Annotated in this window: 17 protein-coding genes and 1 pseudogene; 11 read left to right on the plus strand and 7 right to left on the minus strand. The window is 40.5% G+C overall.

The window, feature by feature from the left end:
* Positions 1-292 precede the first annotated feature (292 nt).
* Positions 293-697: an NIL domain-containing protein gene (locus tag RMY00_RS00465; RefSeq protein WP_322645684.1), complete on the minus strand. Its 405-nt coding sequence runs from the start codon at positions 695-697 to the stop codon at positions 293-295.
* A 380-nt stretch (positions 698-1077) separates the two neighbouring features.
* Here RMY00_RS00465 and RMY00_RS00470 point away from each other — a divergent pair, with 380 nt between their 5' ends.
* The 3 genes and pseudogenes from RMY00_RS00470 to RMY00_RS00480 form a co-directional block, all read left to right on the plus strand.
* Positions 1078-4095 carry a response regulator gene (locus tag RMY00_RS00470; protein ID WP_322645685.1) on the plus strand — a complete coding sequence of 1006 codons (3018 nt, stop codon included), beginning with the start codon at positions 1078-1080 and terminating at the stop codon, positions 4093-4095.
* Positions 4067-4450, plus strand: a complete 384-nt coding sequence (locus RMY00_RS00475) for a response regulator (protein WP_322645686.1) — start codon at positions 4067-4069, stop codon at positions 4448-4450. Before RMY00_RS00470 ends, RMY00_RS00475 begins: the two co-directional genes overlap by 29 nt.
* A gap of 31 nt (positions 4451-4481) precedes the next feature.
* Positions 4482-4664 (plus strand): annotated as a pseudogene (locus RMY00_RS00480) (L,D-transpeptidase); the annotation flags it as partial.
* A 209-nt stretch (positions 4665-4873) separates the two neighbouring features.
* Here RMY00_RS00480 and RMY00_RS00485 read toward each other — a convergent pair.
* From RMY00_RS00485 to RMY00_RS00495, 3 genes are read right to left on the minus strand one after another with little or no spacing between them, the layout of a single operon-like run.
* Positions 4874-5581 (minus strand): actin-binding WH2 domain-containing protein, encoded by a 708-nt coding sequence (locus RMY00_RS00485; RefSeq protein ID WP_322645687.1) that lies wholly within the window; start codon positions 5579-5581, stop codon positions 4874-4876.
* 42 nt (positions 5582-5623) lie between these two features.
* A complete protein-coding gene (locus RMY00_RS00490; protein ID WP_322645688.1) occupies positions 5624-6328 on the minus strand; it encodes an actin-binding WH2 domain-containing protein in 705 nt (234 codons plus the stop codon).
* 30 nt (positions 6329-6358) lie between these two features.
* The gene (locus tag RMY00_RS00495; RefSeq protein ID WP_322645689.1) at positions 6359-7900 is read right to left on the minus strand and encodes an FAD-binding oxidoreductase; all 1542 of its coding nucleotides are present in this window, start codon (positions 7898-7900) and stop codon (positions 6359-6361) included.
* Positions 7901-8132: 232 nt separating this feature from the next.
* Here RMY00_RS00495 and RMY00_RS00500 point away from each other — a divergent pair, with 232 nt between their 5' ends.
* From RMY00_RS00500 to RMY00_RS00510, 3 genes are all read left to right on the plus strand, one after another.
* Positions 8133-8354, plus strand: a complete 222-nt coding sequence (locus RMY00_RS00500) for a hypothetical protein (protein ID WP_322645690.1) — start codon at positions 8133-8135, stop codon at positions 8352-8354.
* Positions 8355-8507: 153 nt separating this feature from the next.
* Positions 8508-8741 (plus strand): hypothetical protein, encoded by a 234-nt coding sequence (locus tag RMY00_RS00505; protein WP_322645691.1) that lies wholly within the window; start codon positions 8508-8510, stop codon positions 8739-8741.
* A complete protein-coding gene (locus RMY00_RS00510; protein WP_322645692.1) occupies positions 8738-8971 on the plus strand; it encodes a PIN domain-containing protein in 234 nt (77 codons plus the stop codon). Before RMY00_RS00505 ends, RMY00_RS00510 begins: the two co-directional genes overlap by 4 nt.
* Positions 8972-9179: 208 nt before the next feature.
* Here the strand turns inward: RMY00_RS00510 and RMY00_RS00515 are convergent, their stop codons facing one another.
* The 3 genes from RMY00_RS00515 to RMY00_RS00525 all read right to left on the minus strand — a co-directional run bounded on the left by RMY00_RS00515 (position 9180) and on the right by RMY00_RS00525 (position 14125).
* The gene (locus RMY00_RS00515) at positions 9180-9614 is read right to left on the minus strand and encodes a hypothetical protein (protein WP_322645693.1); all 435 of its coding nucleotides are present in this window, start codon (positions 9612-9614) and stop codon (positions 9180-9182) included.
* A gap of 602 nt (positions 9615-10216) precedes the next feature.
* Positions 10217-12238, minus strand: coding sequence for a pentapeptide repeat-containing protein (locus RMY00_RS00520; protein ID WP_322645694.1), 2022 nt, complete (start codon positions 12236-12238; stop codon positions 10217-10219).
* Positions 12239-12613: 375 nt separating this feature from the next.
* Positions 12614-14125 carry a hypothetical protein gene (locus RMY00_RS00525; protein ID WP_322645695.1) on the minus strand — a complete coding sequence of 504 codons (1512 nt, stop codon included), beginning with the start codon at positions 14123-14125 and terminating at the stop codon, positions 12614-12616.
* Positions 14126-14541: 416 nt separating this feature from the next.
* Here RMY00_RS00525 and RMY00_RS00530 point away from each other — a divergent pair, with 416 nt between their 5' ends.
* The 5 genes from RMY00_RS00530 to RMY00_RS00550 all read left to right on the plus strand — a co-directional run bounded on the left by RMY00_RS00530 (position 14542) and on the right by RMY00_RS00550 (position 20686).
* Complete coding sequence (locus RMY00_RS00530) at positions 14542-14727, plus strand: hypothetical protein (RefSeq protein ID WP_322645696.1); 186 nt, start codon at positions 14542-14544, stop codon at positions 14725-14727.
* Between the two features lie 343 nt (positions 14728-15070).
* Entirely contained in the window at positions 15071-16948 is a 1878-nt protein-coding gene (locus RMY00_RS00535; protein WP_322645697.1) for an NAD(P)H-quinone oxidoreductase subunit F, read from the plus strand.
* Positions 16949-17009: 61 nt separating this feature from the next.
* Positions 17010-17726 carry a carbonic anhydrase gene (locus RMY00_RS00540; RefSeq protein ID WP_322645698.1) on the plus strand — a complete coding sequence of 239 codons (717 nt, stop codon included), beginning with the start codon at positions 17010-17012 and terminating at the stop codon, positions 17724-17726.
* A 112-nt stretch (positions 17727-17838) separates the two neighbouring features.
* Complete coding sequence (locus RMY00_RS00545) at positions 17839-19335, plus strand: NADH-quinone oxidoreductase subunit M (RefSeq protein WP_322645699.1); 1497 nt, start codon at positions 17839-17841, stop codon at positions 19333-19335.
* Positions 19336-19378: 43 nt separating this feature from the next.
* Positions 19379-20686, plus strand: a complete 1308-nt coding sequence (locus RMY00_RS00550) for a CO2 hydration protein (protein WP_322645700.1) — start codon at positions 19379-19381, stop codon at positions 20684-20686.
* The last annotated feature ends 59 nt before the right edge of the window (positions 20687-20745 follow it).

The following is a 20745-nucleotide window of genomic DNA, read 5'->3' on the forward strand; positions in this document are numbered from 1 at the left end:
CAGAATTCTAGAAATATTGCAACCATGCTTGTGCAAGTTTTTTGACTTGTGTGAGCGTTAAATAGTATGCTAATAACAAGCAACTAACTAGAGTATTCGGCTATCATAGTCAAGCGAACGCTTTTTAAACGAGCGTTCGCTTTTAACTTTTGCTCAACACTTGTGGCTTCTCAGTAGCAAAAGCCCGACTCTCCAGCAACAACTAGACTGGTGAGTGATAGTGGTGTAAGAACGGATGTGTTTAAGCTGGGATAATATGAATCTTGGGTTTTAGATTTTAAATTTTGGATTGTTAAAGGTTAGTGGAGATTGCTTGTACAGGGCAGGTGGGGATACACTGTTCGCAAACGATACAACGCGATCGCGTGAATGTGAGTTTGTATGTCTCTGGGTGGAGAGTGAGAGCTTCGGTAGGACAAACCCCAGTACACAAGCCACAATGGACACACACATCCTCGTCGATCGCAATTTCGCCTAAGGTATGAGAAACATTAACATGGCGCGATCGCATCCACTCGATCGCCGCATCTAATTGATCGATATCTCCCGATAGTTCTACTACCAGTTTGCCAATTTGATTTGGGGCAACTTGGGCACGGATAATATTGGCGGCAACGTTGAACTCTTTGGCCAGTAAATAAGTGACTGGCATTTGTACGGCGCGTTTCGGGAAGGTAAGAGTTACTCGTTTTTTCACAAGTTTTAGCAGAGGGTTTTTTCTGTTGTAGCGTATTCATCGAAGAGGCAGGGGGAAGAATTTTTAAATTTTCCTGCCTTTATGGTCTTAGAGCCAGCAAGTTTATTTATCTCAAAGTAAAAATATTTATTTTCCAGACCCGAAGCGCAATAAATAATGCGTCCTTGTTTCAAAGCCAATAAATTTATTTATGCGGTTCTCTCCCCTGCTCCCTGCCCCTTTTCCTCTTTGATGACTCGAAAGATAGTTAATCAGTTAGAGGGTGTAACGAGTAGGGAATGGTGTGGTTTAATTACTTGAAAAGCACTGTAATTAATTTTGCAATTTAAGTTTATTACTTGTTATCTGTAGTATCCATTTTAACTTAGAAAACTTTTAACATGAAAATTTTAGTTGTAGAGGATGACGAGTTAAATGCTTATGTACTCACCGCCGTTTTGACTAACCAAAACTATGCGGTTGAAGTTGCCACTGATGGAGATGCAGCTTGGGATCTTATTCAAACTTACGATTATGATTTAATTCTCTTGGATGTAATGTTACCCAAACTAGATGGCATTAGTCTTTGCCGTCAAATCCGGTCTAGTGGTCTGCAAATGCCAATATTGTTATTGACAGGGCGCGATAGTAGTCATGAGAAAGCAATCGGGCTAGATGCAGGTGCAGATGACTATGTAGTTAAACCCTTTGATCAAGAGGAATTAGTTGCCCGGATTAGGGCGCTGTTACGTCGCAAAGTTGTAACCTCACAACCTGTGTTGGAGTATGGTCAGTTGCAGCTAGACCCTAGTAGCTGTGAAGTGACTTATGCAGGCAAGCTACTACCACTTACGCCCAAAGAGTTTGCTCTATTAGAATTATTCTTGCGGAATAATCATCGGGTGTTTAGCTGCGACATGATTTTAGAACATCTTTGGTCTTATGAAGATACGCCACAAGAAGAAGCTGTTCGCACTCATATCAAAGGATTACGACACAAACTCAAAACCGTAGGAGCGCCCAATGATTTGGTTGAAACAGTTTATGGTATTGGCTATCGTCTGAAACAACTAGGAGAGGGAATAGGGAGTAGGGAGCAGGGGGTAGGAAATAGGGAAGAATTAAATTGTGCAAAATCCTCGGTTCCAAATCTGAAATCACAGCAGCAAGCACTAATGGCAGTTGCAGAAATTTGGCAACGATTTCAAGGGCGAGTAGATGAGCAGGTGAAGGTAATAGAGCAAGCGATCGCAACTTTGAATCAAAATAGTTTAAATCCTGAATTGCTCTCCCTTGCAACCAAAGAGGCGCATACTTTAGCAGGATCTTTAGGTACTTTTGGCTTACCTCTCGGTTCAAAATTGGCACGCAATATTGAATTGCTGCTGAGTTCTGATAAAAGCTTGAGTAAATCTGAAATTGGCAACCTCGCAAGTTTGGTAAAGTTATTGCGTCGAGAAATTGAAGGAAACGACACAGCAGCAATATCTACATCAACAACGCCACAGGTATTAAAAACAGTAACGCAACCGCCGCAAAATGACCCCCAGGCAGAAACTAAAATATTGGTTGTAGATGATGATCCACAAATTCAGGCATTGTTGCAAACCTTACTTAGTCCTTGGGGATTCAAAGCGATCGCTCTTGAAGATCCGCTTCATTTTTGGAGTACTTTAGAAGAAGTTGCGCCAGATATGCTGATTCTAGATGTGGAATTACCCTATAAAAATGGTATAGAACTTTGCCAATTGGTACGCAACGATTTGCGCTGGGGTGAGTTACCCATCTTATTCCTCACTGTGCATAGTGATGCCAAGATGATAAATCAGGTGTTTAGCGTTGGTGCTGATGACTTTGTAAGCAAACCAATTGTCGGGCCAGAACTAGTTACCCGAATCGTCAATCGCCTAGAACGAATAAAATTGCGGCAACGCATGGTGCAGGTAGGCAGAGGAGTAAAGGGAGCAGGGGGAGTAGGGGGAGATAAGAAAGTAAATTCTTCCTCATCTCCCTCATCTCTAAATTTACAAGCTATCAGTGATCTGGAACTGAGGGTAGCAGAGCGCACTGCTGAGTTAATTACTGTAAATCGACAGTTACAGTCACAACTAGATGAACGTCAGCGAACACAGGAAGAACTACGATTTTCTGAAGCCCGATTTGCGCGGATTTTAGATATTGCTGATGATGCAATTATTTCCATTAACGGATTTCAAAGCATCACCTTGTTTAATCAAGGAGCAGAGAAAATTTTCGGCTACTCTGCCCAAGAAGTGATTGGCCAGGGTCTTGATTTACTCTTACCGCAACGCTTTTCACAAATGCATCGTCAACATGTGGTTGACTTTGGTCAATCTCCCAATATTGCCCGCAGAATGGGGGAACGGCGTGAAATCTATGGTCGTCGTAAGGATGGCACTGAATTTCCAGCAGAGGCTTCCATCTCTAAAATTGATATGGGCAAGGAAATATTTTATACAGTTATATTACGAGACGTGACAGAGCGTAAGCAAATTGAACGGATGAAAGATGAATTTATCTCCGTTGTTAGTCATGAACTCCGCACTCCATTAACTTCAATTCACGGCTCTCTAGGAATGCTAACCAGTGGTTTGCTACCGACAGACTCAGAGCAGGGAAAACGCCTGCTGCAAATTGCTACTGAAAGCACCGAACGTCTAGTACGCTTAATCAACGACATCCTAGACATTGAGCGGATTGAGTCGGGTAAAGCGAAGATGGAACCAGAAATCTGCAATATTGTTGATCTGATTGTTCAAGCAGTAAATGTTATACAGCCTTTGGCCGACAAAGCAGGAGTGACGCTATCCATTTCAGCTTTATCTAATCAAGTATTGGCAGATTGCGATCGCATTGTTCAAACTTTGACCAATCTACTAAGTAATGCCATTAAGTTTTCGTCTACTGGATCTACAGTTTGGTTGGGGGCGCAGCAACAAGGGGATGAAGTTTTGTTGACAGTCAAAGACACCGGACGCGGTATCCCATCTGACAAACTTGAGAGTATCTTTGAGCGCTTTCAACAAGTTGACTCTTCAGATTCGCGCAACCATGATGGTACTGGTTTAGGTTTGGCAATTTGTAAGAGCATTATGCAACAGCACGGCGGACGCATCTGGGCTGAAAGTGTATTAGGCGAAGGTAGCACTTTTTACGTCACTCTACCTTTGTTTTGGACTTTGAAAAATGCTGATTTAGAAGATTCTAACATTCCTCTAATTTATAGTCGTTATGAGCAAACTACAAATAGCCAATTAAATCAAGATACAGAATTTTTGACTAAAGAGAGTGTGACTAACGAAGATTTTGAACAACGCATGATGGAGTTACTTCAGCGAATTACCGTGAACCAACAAGAGGATGGCAATAATGACAACAAAGCAAATTCTAGTGGTTGATAACGAGCAGTATATTCAAGAAGTTGCCAAGATTTGCTTGGAAACAGTTGCAGGCTGGGAAGTAATGACAGCAAGTTCTGGTAAAGAAGGCATAATAAAAGCCGAGACTTACCTACCAGATGCGATTTTATTAGATGTGATGATGCCAGAGATGGATGGTATCGCTACCTTTGAAAAGTTACAAGCTAATCCGTTAACTAAAGCGATTCCAGTGATTTTGTTAACTGCCAAAATCCAGGCTTCCGATCGCCGTCGCTATACTCAGATGGGAATGATCGGTGCGATCGCTAAACCATTCAATCCTCTAGAATTAGCCACTGAAGTAGCCGTAGCACTGGGTTGGAGTCTAGAGTAAGCTAAATACCCCCCATATCATCTATTAATCACTTGGCAAATACTGGATTGGATTTTGGACAAACGGTAAAAATTGGGTTGGCTTTCACGGAACGCCTAATCCTGATTCAGTTGGTAAAGCTGCCTCACACGGTTGTATTCGGATGTACAACAAGGATATGAGAGAATTATTCGAGCAGGTAAGTCTGGGAACACCAGTTATTGTAGTGCGATAACTGATATCGGGGGATGATATTAAAGCAATTCGCAATGGGCAACTCTTGGAGACGCTAAAAGCGAACGCCCCGCTACACTAACGCAATTACATTTTGCTATGGGGATTTAGACCCCGACCCAAAACGGGCTGCCGTCATTAGGCAGAGGACTTAAACCCCCAAAGTTTATTAAATGTGAAAGAGTTTATAAAACACGTATAAATCTTAGATTAACGCAAACCTAAAATTTCGGAAATCGCCGCTACAATATCCAAATAAAAATTGCCTTTCACTGCCCGAAATAATTCAAATTTAGAGTCAGGGGCACCAAAAAAGGGTCTGAGAAACCATCCTAACTGCATACCAACAAAGGCATAAAGCAATAACCAGGATCTTAGAATAGTGGTGCGGGTTTTTTTACCAACTTCATCTTGTTGAGAAAGTAATTGCATTCCTTCATAAAGGAACTTAACTCCAAAGATGCCTGTAATACCAAAAATTAATACATTTAACAGCTTAAAAAATTGATAAGAATCGGGTGTAGTGATCAGAAAAAATAGCGTAACTGGTGCCAAGCTGAATAAAAGCACACTAATCACTGATACCGATGTGAGCAACACAACGAAATGCTGTTGAATACTGCTCCGTGAACCAAACAAAACGTTAAAAAAGAACAAAGTTGGAAAACAAATGATCAGTGTTAATAGATAAAATGCTGGAAGCTTGATAGCACCAGATAATGCCTGTGCCCAACTGTTAGATGCACCAATAATTGCGCCATATATTGCAAAGAAAATGGAACTAGATACAAACAGAGAACTGATTTTATTTTGTAATCGGACTCCTTGACGAATTTCTTCTAGAAATGCCTGGCGATCGCGCAATAAATTAACCAAAACTCCAAATTGTTGAATCCCGAACTTTTCGTTTTTCCGCATATTTTTAAATCTTTTATATTTTATATAATTACTAATGCCTGATTAACGGATTCCTAAGAGATAGCTAATAGCTTGAATCACACTCAAATAGAAATTACCTTCTCTTTCGCGGAATAGTTGAAAAGCAGAATCAGGCGTACCAAAAAACGGTCTGAGAGTCCATCCTAACTGACTACCTACGAAAGCGTAAAGAAATAGCCAAAATTGTAAAATCTTCTGACGTGTCTTACTACCTTCATTATCTTGTTCTAAAACTAAACTTGTGGCCTGATATAAAGACGAAATACCAATGAATCCTGTTAATGCAAATATGAATACATTTAACAGAATTAAAAATTGGTAGTTATTGGTAGTAATCAAGAAAAACAGTGTGATTGGCGCAAAGCTAAATAAAAGTACACTCGTAACTGAAACAGCAGTCAAGACTAATGCTAAATGCTGTCCAAATGTGCGCTTTGAACCAAAAACAATGTTAGCAAAATACAACGTTGGAATACAAATTAGCAGTGTGATTAAATAAAGTGCTGGAAGTTTAATAGCGGAAGACAAAGCTTGCATCCAACTATGGTATGCACCAATGATTCCGCCATAAGCAGCGAGAAATAAAGAACTGCAAACTAGTAAAGAAATAATTTTATTTGGTAATCTCGTACCTTGGCGAACTTCCTCTAGAAATCCTTGGCGATCGCGCAGGAATCCAATCAGCACCGCAAAGTATTTGATTCCTACAGATTTCCGTTCAATCATATTATCCTCACACAGCTAAAATTCTAAGTTTCATCTTCCTTGATCACCGCCAGAACCATACTTCCAGGCATCAATCAAACGATGCCAATAATATTGTTGTTCTTTTGGTTGATTTTTAATCCATGTTTCTAACATTGGACTTAGCCAAAATAAAGTAGTGTATACACCTAAATTACTGTAATGTAACATCCAATCTAACAAACTGGCAAAACCTACTTGCGGAATTATTTTCGCAACTAATACAGGATGATCTAAACCAGTTTTTAGCAGTGTTTTTGTTAGTGCCGAAAACTGCACTATATCCTGTAAAAATGGTTTTAGCACCGGTGTACCCAACTGCTGCATTTCTTGAAATACCGCAGAGAGGAGTTGGTTGATTTGATCTGGGGCAATTTTCTGATTTACACCAACACTCATCGCCCTTTGAAACAACCAGGTAACAGTCAAACTTGGTTGATAGGGTTGCAGTAGTGTTAACGCTTTTGCAGATAATTGTTCTGTTTCCAGTGCTTCGTAAATGCCAAACGTTAAACGCTTCAAATGACGCACCATTGCCCCAAAACCACCAAAACTCAAAGGAGATTGACTACCACTGCTATCTCCGGCTGGTAGAATGCGATTCCAAGGGGTTTTGATGGGGCTTTGGCGATAGGTGGGAAAGAAACCAAATAGCGATCGCTGAAATTTCAGTTTGCTTAATTCCACTCCCTGATATTCTGGTAAAAGACGCAGATATTCCTCAAATAGAGCTTCTAAACTTAAACGTTGGGGATCTGCATCCATATAAGTAAACAAGTAAGTTGTTCTGCCATCTCTAGCTGGAAAAGCTTCCCAGAAGTACTGACATTGATTTTGCAAAGGTGTAAATGATAATAACAAGTCGCCTGAGTTATTTTCCGCAAAACCTTGGGCGCAACTTCCTACAACTAAGCACAGTGCGTCTGGTTTTTTGCCTTGACGTGCTTGTTGGCTGATAGGTGAAAGATGTCCCATTGCGTCGATTAATAACCGAGTTTTGAATTGGTTATTTACCATCACCCCATCTGGATGAACTACCGCTTCAGTAAAGGGTGTGTTTTCTAACAACTTTCCATCTGCGGCGAGAAATCGAGTTTTCAAAGTAGCTAGTAGGTAAACTGGATCTACACCGATATTCAAGACATCCTCTACCCAAACTTCTGTACCGCCAGCAAAACTAACTCGCGCTGGGTTATATTGAGTTGCGATCGCACTTTCTAATTCTTCCTCAGTCAGCAAGTTTAATTCCACAAACACATCTAATTCTTTGCGAGAAATATTCCACTCTTGTTCCCTCCCCCGCAAGATTCCCCGTTCCAGTAACGCTACCCGCAGTCCCTTTACCGCCAAGGCGCAACCAATTAAAATGCCCAAAGTACCACCGCAGATAAGCACATCGAAGTCTACAGCGCCTAAAGGCTGTTGATTTTCTTTAACTAACGTTGGTACTGGTGCGGAGTTTTCGCGCAGAGATGTTAGGATGCGATCGCTTTGGCGCAATCCTGCTAAAGCATCGCCGGGTAATTGGGAAAGAATTTCTTCAGTTAAAGACATTTTGGAAAAATTCAACTCTACATTCCAAAACTACCTGAGAATGAAGAAAGTAGATACGATACAGCATTTTGCATTTGAATGAAGTACATCTTTTACCCCCCTTAATCCCCCCTTGTAAAGGGGGGAAATTCCCAATCTAGTTCCCTACCCTTTCCAAGGGGAGGGTTAGGGTGGGGTATTTTTGTACTTCATTAACTTGCAATCTGTTGTATATTTATGGAGAGCTACGAGCATGGTCAACAATAAGAATCAAATACTACCATTAACCTCAGAGGTTGATAGAGAAGAGTTAGAAGGCGTTGTACAGGTGTTAGCAAACGTAACTAAGTTCCCTGCTGAAGTGGTTAAGCCACGTTTAGATGCATTGCTTGAGCAGTTGATCAAATCAAAACAGGAGCAACCATTTTACAAAACTGCAACGGCTTTTGAGTGGATAATAGCTTTTTGGGAATGAGCAGAGAGCCATAGGAGAGATACGCCCTTATTATCAGAGTATGCTTTAAGTCGGGCAGGAATATACGATGATGAGGAATCGGAAGATATTTAAGTGACTTATCTTGTCGATACCAACTTATTGCTACTAAGCTTTTATTAGGATAAAAATACGATGGATAGTATAAAAATCCGGTCGCATGTGGGTAAAGATGGTATTTTACATTTAGATATCCCAGTAGAAATGCCAGATACAGAAATTGAAGTTACGGTAACAATTCAAAGAGTTACACCACAACAACGGGGCTGGATACCTGGGTTTTTTGAAGAGGTAATTGGTGGTTGGGTAGGAAAACCGCTAGAACGGGCAGAACAGGGAGAATACGAAACTAGGGAGCCGCTATTTTGATTTATCTGCTCGATTCTAATGTCTGTATGCGTTTAATAAATAATAGTAGTCCTGCGGTAACAACTAGACTGGCATCCCAACAACCGGAAGATATTTTAGTTTCTAGAATAACCCAATTAGAACTGTACTATGGTGCTTACCGTAGTGCCCAACAGGAGAGAAATTTAGAAATATTGCAATTAGCTGCTTCAACTAGGGAAGCGATCGCAGGTAAGCTGTTCTATATTTAAGTTGCATAATTATGGCGGGCAAGATGCCCACCCCACAAGACTTATGTTTAATTCAGTTATGCAAATTAGATGTTTTTCAGCTTAAGCCTGTAAATATCCCTTTCAACATGGTAATTGTTTCGGGAATAATGGAAGTGCGATCTTTCAGGCAGCAGCAGAGCAACGCTTACGCCCATTAATTTTCAAGCGTCGGGACAGATGGAGTAAATCAGTTCACTTTTTTCCAAGTCCCAACAATTACTGTACCTGGATTGGTTTGCAAAAGCAAGATTTCCTTGCCACCATCAACAATAGTACCGGAAGCACTACTGCCATCTGTATATCTTATCTGCACCGTGCAATTTTGTTTAACACTATAGGTTCCTGAGTATGTTGCGTTTAGAGATATGGTACCGTCAAGGCTACTAGACTGTGTTGCTTGAAAATTTCCCCTTCCATTAAACTGGACTAAAGCAACTCCAGCTATAGGCGTTGCTAAGATCGTCCCAGTGAATTGAGTTCCATAGCTACCTGTTATGGTTGCATTATTACAAGAAGGCGTAGCTTGGGCGTTCACCTTTTGAGAGATAGCATCTGAAATGGTCAACGCTGACACACTACCAATTATTAATGTCGTAAAAAAGCCCTGGATTTTAAAGTTCATCAGATTCATGGAATCAAGACACCTTTGCATTAAATATTGACATAGGTCTTACGCACTGTACAAATTAATCATGGTATGAATTTACCAAAATAGGTTATTTCAAGCCTTGATTAATTATTCTTGGATAGTAAATAAACGCGTGTTGTAGGGGTTTATCAATGCTAAACCCTACGACAGATATGGTTTTTAAAACCATCTATATTTATTTTGTATTTCTGTCAATGCGTAAGTCCTGTGACACTAGAAGATTACTATTAAATGACTTAACTTGTAAATACCACGAGAAAGTAAAAATACAATTTTTTCCACCTTTGAGGTTAGCGTTAGTGAAGTTTGCCCCTCGGATGTGGGCAATAATTAGTCAAATAAAAAGACCTCTAAGAGGTTTTACTACATAAAATCTGTCCCTCTTATACCAATTCACGAAAATTCTGATACAAATGATTTATCTTTAAATTCTTTCCCCCTGCTCCCTGCCCCCTGCCCCCCTGCTGCCTATTTGTATCAATTTTAAAGTGAAACGGTATTACGCGTCGCAGAGGGACAGAGTTGAACTTTAGTCCAAATCAAAGCAGGGAGAGGTTCGTCTAACTCACGCAAAATTATCCTAAACCAAATAATTTTGCGATCGCAGGCAATAATTTATTACTCGCTTCAACCAGTGAAGCAAAAGCAGGTAAGCCTGTAAATATCCCTTTCAACATAGTAATTGCTGTTTTTGCAGTCTTCTGCTTAGTCGATTCTTGGGGATTTTTCCCCGCTTCAGCCAAAGTTTTCACCTGTTCTAGGGCTTCGGCTTTCTCTTCTTCTGGTAAATATGTGGATTGGATGATTGCATCTTGCAACTGCGACAATAATTCTTTAATTCCTGGTTTCTCGGCATCGGTTGCATCAGGTAACTGATTCAGGGCAATACTCACGTTACCGCTAATGGTTCCTAGATTAGCAATAGAATTATTGCCAGCGATACCGCTAACATTACTACTACCTTCAATATTGATGCCGCTAATATCTGACATATTTGTATTTCCTTGTGTATAAAATTTCGGCTGCTTGAGAGCAGTATCTACCATATTTTCTAAACTAATAATGCGCTTATCTTTTTCTACCAGCAATAATTGCTGACTCTGCGATAAAGCTTTGAGTTGATTATAGTCATCAAAATACTCGGCACTCAGTTGAGATTTATCGCTAAGAGCGGCGGTTTTGGCTCTGAGCAAGATTTTATCATCGCCGCGTTTCTCCATTGCCACGATTTCTAACTCGGCTTCGGGATGGTTTTCGGCAAGGTTTTTGAAGGCTATGGCAACAGCGCGGGGGTCAACACCTTGATTATGGTAAAGGTCGAGAGTATCAAAAATTGGTTTGATAAAATCGGCAAAGTCACCGTCTGCAAATACCTCTTGTTTATTATCAGGTTTGCGGAGCGGGTCGGGGTCTTCTTTGGTGGGTAAGCGCATAAAGACATATTCACACCTTACCCCATGCAATTTAGTTGTATTTGTAATGCCCCAATCTTCAATGTACGCGCCTGTGAGGGTTGCACCTGTAAAATCTGTGCCGTCTAGTTGCGTTTGCTTCAGTTTTGCTCTTGACAAATCGGCATCTTGCAAATTGGCTTCACTGAGATCGACACCAATAAAGCTGGCATCTGCTAAATTTGCTGATTGTAAGTTGATACCCCGCAGGTTTTCACGGTAAAAATTCTTATCCTGTCCCTGTCCTGTAACCAGCAGTTGACGTACTTGTGAGTTTTGCAGATAAGTTGAGCCAGGACGAACACGGTCAAGCATTTTGGCTTGATGCCAACGGCTACAGATAAGAATAGTGTTTCGCAAATCTGTACTTTTGAGTGTGGCTTGAGTGAAATCAGCATTGGTTAAGTTAGCACCACGAAAACTTGTACCTCCTGTTGCAGCAAAGGCGATCGCGATATTACGAACTAAAGAGTGTTTTTGATCTCCTTTTATGGCTCGCCAGCTGATGTAGATACTAAGGAACGCTCCGGCTCCGGCTCCGGCTACGGCTCCGGCTCCGGCTACGGCTCCGGCTCCAGCTATGGCTCCGGATAAGGCTACGGCTCCAGCTAAGGCTCCGGCTACGGCTACGGCTCCAGCTACGGCTCCGACTCCGGTTAAGGCTCCGGCTACGGCCAAGGCTCCGGCTACGGCTAAGGCTCCGGCTACGGCTAAGGCTCCGTCTACGGCTAAGGTTCCGGCTACGGTAAAGGCTCCGGCTAAGGCTACGGCCAAGGCTCCCGCTCCTAAACCAGTTGCTATTCCTTGGCGAGTTGTGACGAAGAAAAAGGCAATTAATACGATTAGGGCAGCCCAGCCGCTAATCTGCTCCTTTAAGCTGGAAGTATCAAATATTAGTGACACCAAAGAACCGTTGATAGCCCATAAAAATCCTGACAGTCCCGACAATAAGAATGAGATAATAACTAAACCAATTGTCCAACGTCGTTGCAGTCCAGCTTTGGCATGACTGAAGTTTGCCCCTGTCAGGTTGGCTTTGGTGAAGTTTGCCCCTCGAATGTCGGCATAGCTAAACTTTGCACCCGCAAGGTCTTGTTCCTTGAAGTTGCGTCCTCGAAGATTTTGACCGGAGAAGTCTAAAGCCATGTTGCACTTTACGGAGGTGAGCAAATTTTACTACACGCTCACCCCTGTAAATTCAGGAATGGTTAGATATATTTGTTAGTTGAGCTTAAAAGGTGCAATTTCGAGGATAAAAGGTGCAACTTTGAGCTTCAAAAGGTCAACGTCGAGGATAAAAGGTGCAACTTCGAGCCTCAGAAGGTCATCGTTGAGCCTCAAAAGGTCAACGTCGAGCCTCAGAAGGTCAACATTGAGGTTCTAAAGCTGATTGTTGTACAGCCAATAGGGTTTGGTTATCTCAAAAAATAAAATTTACAGGTGCGATTTCGGTGATTTTAGCGATCGCCTACTTTATCCTAGTTCAACTGCTAGACTACCACCACATGAAACCTACCCCGATCATTTGATGATATACCAAATACCGTTATTGCTTTGACGTAAAATCTGGTATTTTTGCTCAACAAATTCCAGCAGCTTAGGAAAATTTTCTTTGATTATCTTCTGTGGTTCATAATCAATGAAGATATAAGGAGGCTTTGATGAATCTAACTGCTCTACAAGTGTTAACCATTGCTCAGGTAGAAAATATTCAAGTGCCCAACCACGTAGTATTGTCGCTTGAGTCCGACCAGAAAAGTAGTAAATAGCTGGATCGCCAGCTACATAAATCTCACCAGCAACACTTCCTGATTGAGATATAAAGTTAGCCTCTGAATGAAGAGATGGATATTTTTTTCTAAACACAGTCTGATATTTCAATCGTGTATTTTCAGTTAAAGCGAAGTTATTATTAACCAGAGTTACACTCTTTTTTATAAGAGTGGAAGACAAGGGTAAGAACAATAAAAATATTAGCAGCATTGTTGGGAATGGGGAACTTAATTCTTTTAAATAGCCCCATAATATATCTAATCCTTTTGTTGCTAAAATACCTATGGGTACAAACAATAGTAAAAAATGGTATTCCCACAATGCTTTATATTGTAGAGCAATAACACTCAAACCAAAAATGCACCAAGCAACAAGTAACCAAGTTAATATATTCTTAGACTTACGCAATGAAGTATCTATTGCAACAATAGCTATTAAACCTAAAGGATAAAAATTCTGTAAGAACCATTTTACTCCCGAAATTAAGTCCTTTTTATTTAATGCAGAATTAGCAATAATAAGAGGCGGATCTATAAAAAATGTCTTATACACTATTGAAAAACTATTAAACCAGGCAAAGTAGCTGGCAACCACTAAAAGAGGGAATATAACCCCTAAAAATATTGGTAAACAAACTTCAACAAATATTTTTTGAATGTTCTGCTGTTTTATTAGTACAGAATACATTAATATAGTTAGCCAAAATGAAAGTAATATCAGCAAAAATATTAATTTAAATAAGAGGACAATTCCACCAATAAAACCTGATAGTAAAAGCAGGATAAATCTTTGTTTCCCTTTGCTTTGAAAAGATTGAAAAGTTAGCCAAAGACAAAGGAATAAAGGAAAACCAACCAGTGCTTCCACTTGAGTAAGATGCCAAGCACCTGAAACAATGTAGTAAACACCAACCGTTAACAAAGGTACTAGGCTTGCGATTATCTGATGCCGAAAATAGCTTTTTAGAGTCAGCAGTAATATTATGGAAAAAAATACCATGTAAATAAGTTCAAAGGCATGGATGCCAATCTCATTAAAACCAAACAAAGTTCCTGCCAAAAAATAAAAGCAGAAAATTCCCGGTTGCTTTACATCCCAAAAATCACGATAGAGTAGCTTTCCTTGTTGCATCTCTAAAGCACCTAGCCTAAAAAATGCTTGATCTCCATCAAAGGGAAAAGGTAAATGTACAAGACCAATTATGACAATAAAAATTACAACTAAAAAGTCAATTTTATTTAATTTAGTAATACTAATCATGACACTTTTAATTTAAATACAAGTGACTATCCCGCATTAATAAATATCCTAGCAAGATAATAGTAATTATGTAGCTTATTTATCACTGATAATGTTTAGATAATGTTTATAAACTATAAAGAAACTGTAATAGGGAATAGCTATAGTCTCTTAATACTTAACTTTAATCTTAATTTTGTTTTGCTATACCAAACTTTTTATAGTTTGCAAATGCTTGCGGTGTAAGCAAAACTCCATATTTATATCTCGTTTTAATAAGCAGGTAGGCACGGAAAAACTAAACTATGTAAAGATAAATAACTTGAATGCATTATTAACGGAACGTCTAAACCGTTGCCTCGATAAACTGCAAGTATGTCTCAAGTATTAATGTAGATATAGATACAGCACAATAACTTGCATTAAAGGAAATACTGATGGAGCGTTCAAAATTAGTTGCCATTATTACAGGCGCGATTTCGATCATTTTAGCGATCGCCTACCTCATCTTAGTCCAACTCCTCGACTACCGGGATATGAAACCCGCCCCCATCAGCCAATTTGACCAAGCACCTGCGATTATTTCTGTTTTTTGGCAGGTTGACAAAACTACCGAGGCATGAGTCACATTTAGCTGAATTGTAGAGACGCAAAGGACTTGCGTCTTTTATCATTTATGTCAATAAGTAATAACTCATAATGAATAGATAAAAAACAATAGCTATTATTCATTACTCAAATAGTTTTATATATAAGATTTATTTAGAGGATTTATCTCAAATTTGTTTAGATAAAGTAATACCATTTTGACAAAGATAACGGTAAGCTGTTTTTAAGAACATTAAATAAAGATAAATTTGTCTGATCTGCGTAGGCGTAGCCTATCGTAGACATCGCTAGGTTAACGGGGATCAACGCGAGTTGACTCAAACCCCAAATTTTTGATGACAATATAGAGGTAAGTTAATGGCTCAGTTTCTACTAGAGACTGTTTGGCTAGTTCCGTGCTATGCCTTAATAGGTGGTTTGTTAGCCGTACCTTGGTCGCCAGGGATCATTCGGAAAACGGGGCCAAGACCGGCGGGTTATGTAAATTTGGTAATGACATTTTTGGCATTTGTACATAGTGTGGTCGCCTTACAAGCAACTTGGAATCATCCAGCCCAAGAAGTATTTATTCCTTGGTTATCTACAGCTGGTTTAAACCTCACCATTGCTTTAGACATATCCTCGGTGAGTGTCAGTGCTTTAGTTGTGATTACTGGCTTGAATTTGCTGGCGCAGATTTATGCCATCGGCTACATGGAGATGGATTGGGGTTGGGGACGCTTCTATTCCTTATTAGGACTATTTGAAGCAGGACTATGCGCCCTTGCTTTATGTAATAACTTGTTCTTCAGCTATGTAATTTTGGAAGTCCTGACACTGGGAACCTACCTATTAGTTGGCTTATGGTTTAGCCAGCCGTTAGTAGTCTCAGGTGCGAGAGATGCTTTCTTAACTAAACGGGTGGGAGACTTATTCTTACTAATGGGCGTGTTGGCATTATGGCCCTTAGCCGGAACTTGGAGTTATCCAGAATTAGCCAAGTGGGCGGCTACTGCTAACGTCAACCCGACAACAATGACACTGGTAGGTTTAGCCTTAATTGCTGGGCCAATGGGTAAATGTGCCCAGTTCCCCCTGCATCTGTGGCTGGATGAAGCGATGGAAGGCCCTGTTCCCAGTACGATTTTGCGGAACTCGGTAGTAGTAGCTAGTGGTGCATGGGTACTGATTAAATTGCAACCTGTGTTAACTATCTCGCCTATAGTTTCCTCAGCTATGGTGGCCATTGGGGTAGTGACAGCGTTGGGTGCTTCTTTAATTGCGATCGCTCAAATTGATCTTAAGCGCTGTCAATCCTATTCTGTCAGTGCATACATGGGTTTAGTATTCATCGCCGTAGGAACGCAACAATACGAAACGGCGCTATTGTTAGTACTCACCCATGCTATATCCGCAGCCCTTTTGGTAATGAGTACTGGGGGAATTATCTGGAATAGCATTACCCAAGACGTAACCCAATTAGGCGGATTGTGGAAACGTCGCCCGATTTCAGCAATAGCCTTTATCATCGGGACTTTGGGATTAATTGGTTTTCCACCCTTGGGTAGCTTTTGGGCGTTAGTGAAACTAGCAGATGGCTTGTGGCAAACCCAACCTTGGTTAGTAGGCGTAGTAATAGCGGTAAATGCTTTAACAGCCGTGAGTTTAACCAGAGAATTCGGTTTAATTTTTGGCGGTAAAGCTACACAAATGAGTCAGCGATCGCCTGAAGCCCACTGGCCTATGGTTCTGCCAATGGTGATTTTACTTGGTGTTAGTCTACATCTTCCTTTAGTGTTGCAAAGCTTATCACTTTTACCCGATTGGGCAACTCTCAATAAAGATGTCGCACTGCTTTTAATTTGGTCGAGTATTTTCGGTTGCACTATAACTGGGGTGATTTATTTAGGCAATATTCCTAAACCGATTCGCCTGCCTTGGCAAGGTTTACAAGACTTAATCGCATACGACTTTTACACCCCTAAACTCTATAAAATGACCATAATTTTTGGAGTTGCCAAAATTTCCCAACTTGCCGATATGATTGACCGCTTTGTAGTCGATGGCATTGTTAATTTCATTGGTTTATTTTCGCTACTAGGTGGTGAAGGTCTTAAATACAGCACCTCTGGTCAAACCCAGTTTTATGCCTTAACCGTTCTTTTAGGAGTAGGTGCTTTAGGAATGTGGGTAACTTGGTCATTTTGGAAAGTGCAGTTTTTAAATTTGATTTTTCAAATCTTGACACTTGGTTAGTTAAGCACCCCTTTCTTACAAACAGATAGTTTAATATTTTGACAATTTGGACAAGAATTTTATGAGCAGACAACATCCTCAAATCAATCTTTCTAGAAGAACTTTATTCAAGTTTAGTGCAGGCGCGATCGGTACAGGTGTATTGACAGCCGGACTTAGCTCAAACTTACTTGCAGCCGAAAAAAAAGCCCCAGTAGAAGATGATATTAGCCCTGACAAGGCATTGCAAGAATTATTAGAAGGTAATAGAAGATTTGTTGCAGCAAAACGGCGCAATCCTAACCAAACTCAATCACGTTTAGTCGAAGTTGCCAAAGGTCAAAAGCCCTTTGCTTCCATTCTAGGTTGTGCAGATTCACGGGTTCCTTCAGAGATTGTTTTTGACCAAGGGCTTGGAGATTTATTTGTCTGCCGTATAGCTGGTAACATTGCCACAACACAGCAAATTGGTAGTTTAGAATTTGGCAGCTTAGTATTAGGTACTAAAGTCATAATGGTAGTGGGGCATGAAAGATGTGGTGCAGTAGATGCCGCTCTTAAAGGTGCTGAAGTCCCAGGACAAATTGGAAGTTTGCTTGAGGCAATTAAACCAAGCGTAGAAAGTTCAAAAGGAAAAGCAGGAGATAAGTTAGAAAACGCTTGTAAAGCAAACATCTTAGCACAAATTGAAAAATTGAAATCATCGTCAGTTTTATCTGAGTTAATCAAGGCAGAAAAGCTGAAAATAGTTGGTGGTTATTACGATTTAGATACTGGCAAAATCAGTATAGTCAGTTAGATTTTTTCAATCTCGTTTCCAGGTTCCACCTGGAAATGTACTTCGTTGCTATGCAACCGCAAATTCAGAGACATTTATAACAATTATCAATTTTTTCAAATCCCCAATTGCCATGTTAAGTGTTTTGATTTGGCTTCCAATTTTCGCTGCTATTGTTATAGCAATATTACCTGAAAGTTTCCCTAAACATCGTATTCGTTTAACAGCATTAATTTTTTCTGGGATAGTTCTTTTCTGGAACCTTTTTATCCTGCTAAAATTTGATATCAGCAATCCAGGGATGCAATTTAAAGAGTATTTACCCTGGAACGAAACCCTTGGCTTGAGCTATCAAATAGGTGTTGATGGGCTTTCTATATTAATGTTGGTGTTAAATAGCTTGCTCACCTGGATTTCCATTTACAGTAGTAGTAAAGAAACTGAACGCCCCCGGCTGTTTTACTCCATGATTTTATTAGTTAGTGGAGGAGTTGCAGGCGCTTTTCTAGCAGAGAATTTGCTACTATTCTTCTTATTCTACGAACTAGAATTAATCCCCTTCTACTTACTAATTTCCATTTGGGGAGGGGAAAAACGGGGTTATGCTGGAATTAAATTCCTGATTTATACTGCTGTCTCAGGAGCATTAATTCTGGCAACATTCTTGGGTATGGTATGGCTGAGTGGTTCTACCAATTTTGCTTTTGATGCAGTCTCAACAGAAAACCTGTCAACGGCAAAACAAATCCTTTTACTAGCAGGGATAGTATTAGGTTTTGGTATTAAAATTCCCTTAGTTCCCTTCCATACTTGGCTACCGGATGCTTATGTTGAAGCTTCAGCACCAATTGCAATTCTTCTCGGTGGTGTGTTAGCAAAACTGGGAACTTATGGACTGTTGCGATTTGGATTGGGTATGTTTCCCCATGCTTGGAGTATTATTGCACCGACTTTAGCAATTTGGGGGGCAGTCAGCGCTATCTATGGAGCAGTAATTGCGATCGCTCAAAAAGATATCAAGCGGATGGTAGCATACAGTTCCGTAGGTCACATGGGCTATATCTTGCTAGCTGGTGCTGCTAGTACTCCCTTAGCACTTGTGGGTGCAGTCGCTCAAATGTTTAGCCACGGTATTATCCTAGCGATTCTCTTCCATTTGGTGGGAGTTGTAGAAGCCAAAGTTGGCACCCGTGAATTAGATAAACTCAATGGTTTGATGAGTCCCATACGCGGTTTACCCCTAATTAGTGCCTTACTAGTTTTAAGTGGAATGGCTAGTGCAGGTATTCCTGGTTTAACAGGATTCATCGCAGAATTTATCGTTTTTCAAGGTAGTTTCTCTATCTTTCCCATTCCGACAATTTTGTGTGTAGTAGCTAGTGGATTAACCGCAGTTTATTTTGTCATCCTCCTCAACCGCACTTGTTTTGGCAGACTCGATAACGTCGCCTACTATCCTAAAGTTCTTTGGTCTGAGAAAATACCAGCTTTAGTTTTAGCAGCTTTTATCATCTTTTTAGGAGTACAACCCACTTGGTTAGTGCGTTGGAGTGAATCCACAACTACAACAATGGTCGCTGCAATTCCTGCTTTAGAAAAAACTGTAATCTCTGAAGTCGCGTTGAAATAAGTTACAGTTTCTTCCCCATTCCCCATTCCCCATTTTTTTTACCATGACAGCAATTAAAACAGCAATTAAATTACCTCCTTCCAAGCACGAATTTGCCGATGTAATTCATCGCTTAGAAGCTGGTGGCGCAATGTTACCCGATACTCCAGAAAATTTGATGCAAATCATCGGTTTATACAAAGCTTATGCTGTACCGATGGATTTCTACTGGCGCGACCTACTTTATATTGCCGAACGTGAATTTTTAAACCCGCTTCCCTTCTTTAAATACTTCTTACCCAAAGAGTATTTAGAACTGCATAATCATTACGCTGGCGATGATGCCGATTTGCGAATTTGGCGCGGCGAAGCTACTGCACATCCAGAACTTTTGGCATTTATCGAAAAAGGTGAAACCTTCAAAATGCCGAAACTGTTCCATCACTTGTTCCACGATCGCATTAACATGGAATTTGCCGAAGCTTGTATGCGGGCGATGTTATGGCATAGAGGGATGGGTGGACAATTTGACCCTTACCTAGATTCAGACGAATACAAAGCCAACGCTGACAGGGCAATAAAAGCTTACTTCCAAGGGAACCCTGTAATGCTGGGACTTTACAAGCTGTTCCCAGATATGTTTTTGGAACAGTGCCGCCAGATGTCATACTACGCTAACCTGGGCTTATTCTGGGAAATCATGGCTCCGGTATTCTTTGAAATGTCAGACCGCTATGACGAAGGTACTATTACCAGCGTCCCAGAGGCGATGAGCTTCATAGTTAATGGTATATTTGCGATCGCAGGTCGTCCCATTTACCATCACGTTTATATTCGTGGCGAATGCTACGAAATAGTCCCTAAATCCAAGGGTTTCATGTGGCTATATGAAGCAGCATTACCTTATGTAGAAGCCGTTTTCTACCGCACCGCACCCTTCCGAGGGACAAAATCTTATAATGCTCAAGCGCGTCAAGTACCGGCAGACCAGAAAGACTTTCACTTTGGTATTCTTTACGCTGATGTATTTCCAGTGGGTACTGCTGGCATTCCTCCCACATTATTAATGCAAGATATGTTGCATTTTTTACCCCCATATCTTCTTGATTACTACAGCCAATATTGCCGGGGCGAAGAAGATATGTTGATTCAGTTAGGAGTTAGTTTTCAACGGTCAATGTACTGTGTAACTTCTGCGGTAATTCAAGCCTTGCGAACTGCTCTTTTATATCCATTAGATGACCCAAATCCCAAGCATTTACAAGCCAATCGTGATTTCTTTGAGATGCAGATAAATCGCTTTACTCGAACCGACTACAATATTCGTGATGCTGCTCGTTTGCGGAGTATTCAAAAGCAAGATTATAGATAAGAAAACACCTAAGAAGATGCTTGAAAAGGGTCGCCTTGAGCCTCAAGTGCGACTCAGAG

The organism is Nostoc sp. ChiVER01 (assembly GCF_034531155.1).
Lineage (GTDB): Bacteria > Cyanobacteriota > Cyanobacteriia > Cyanobacteriales > Nostocaceae > Nostoc.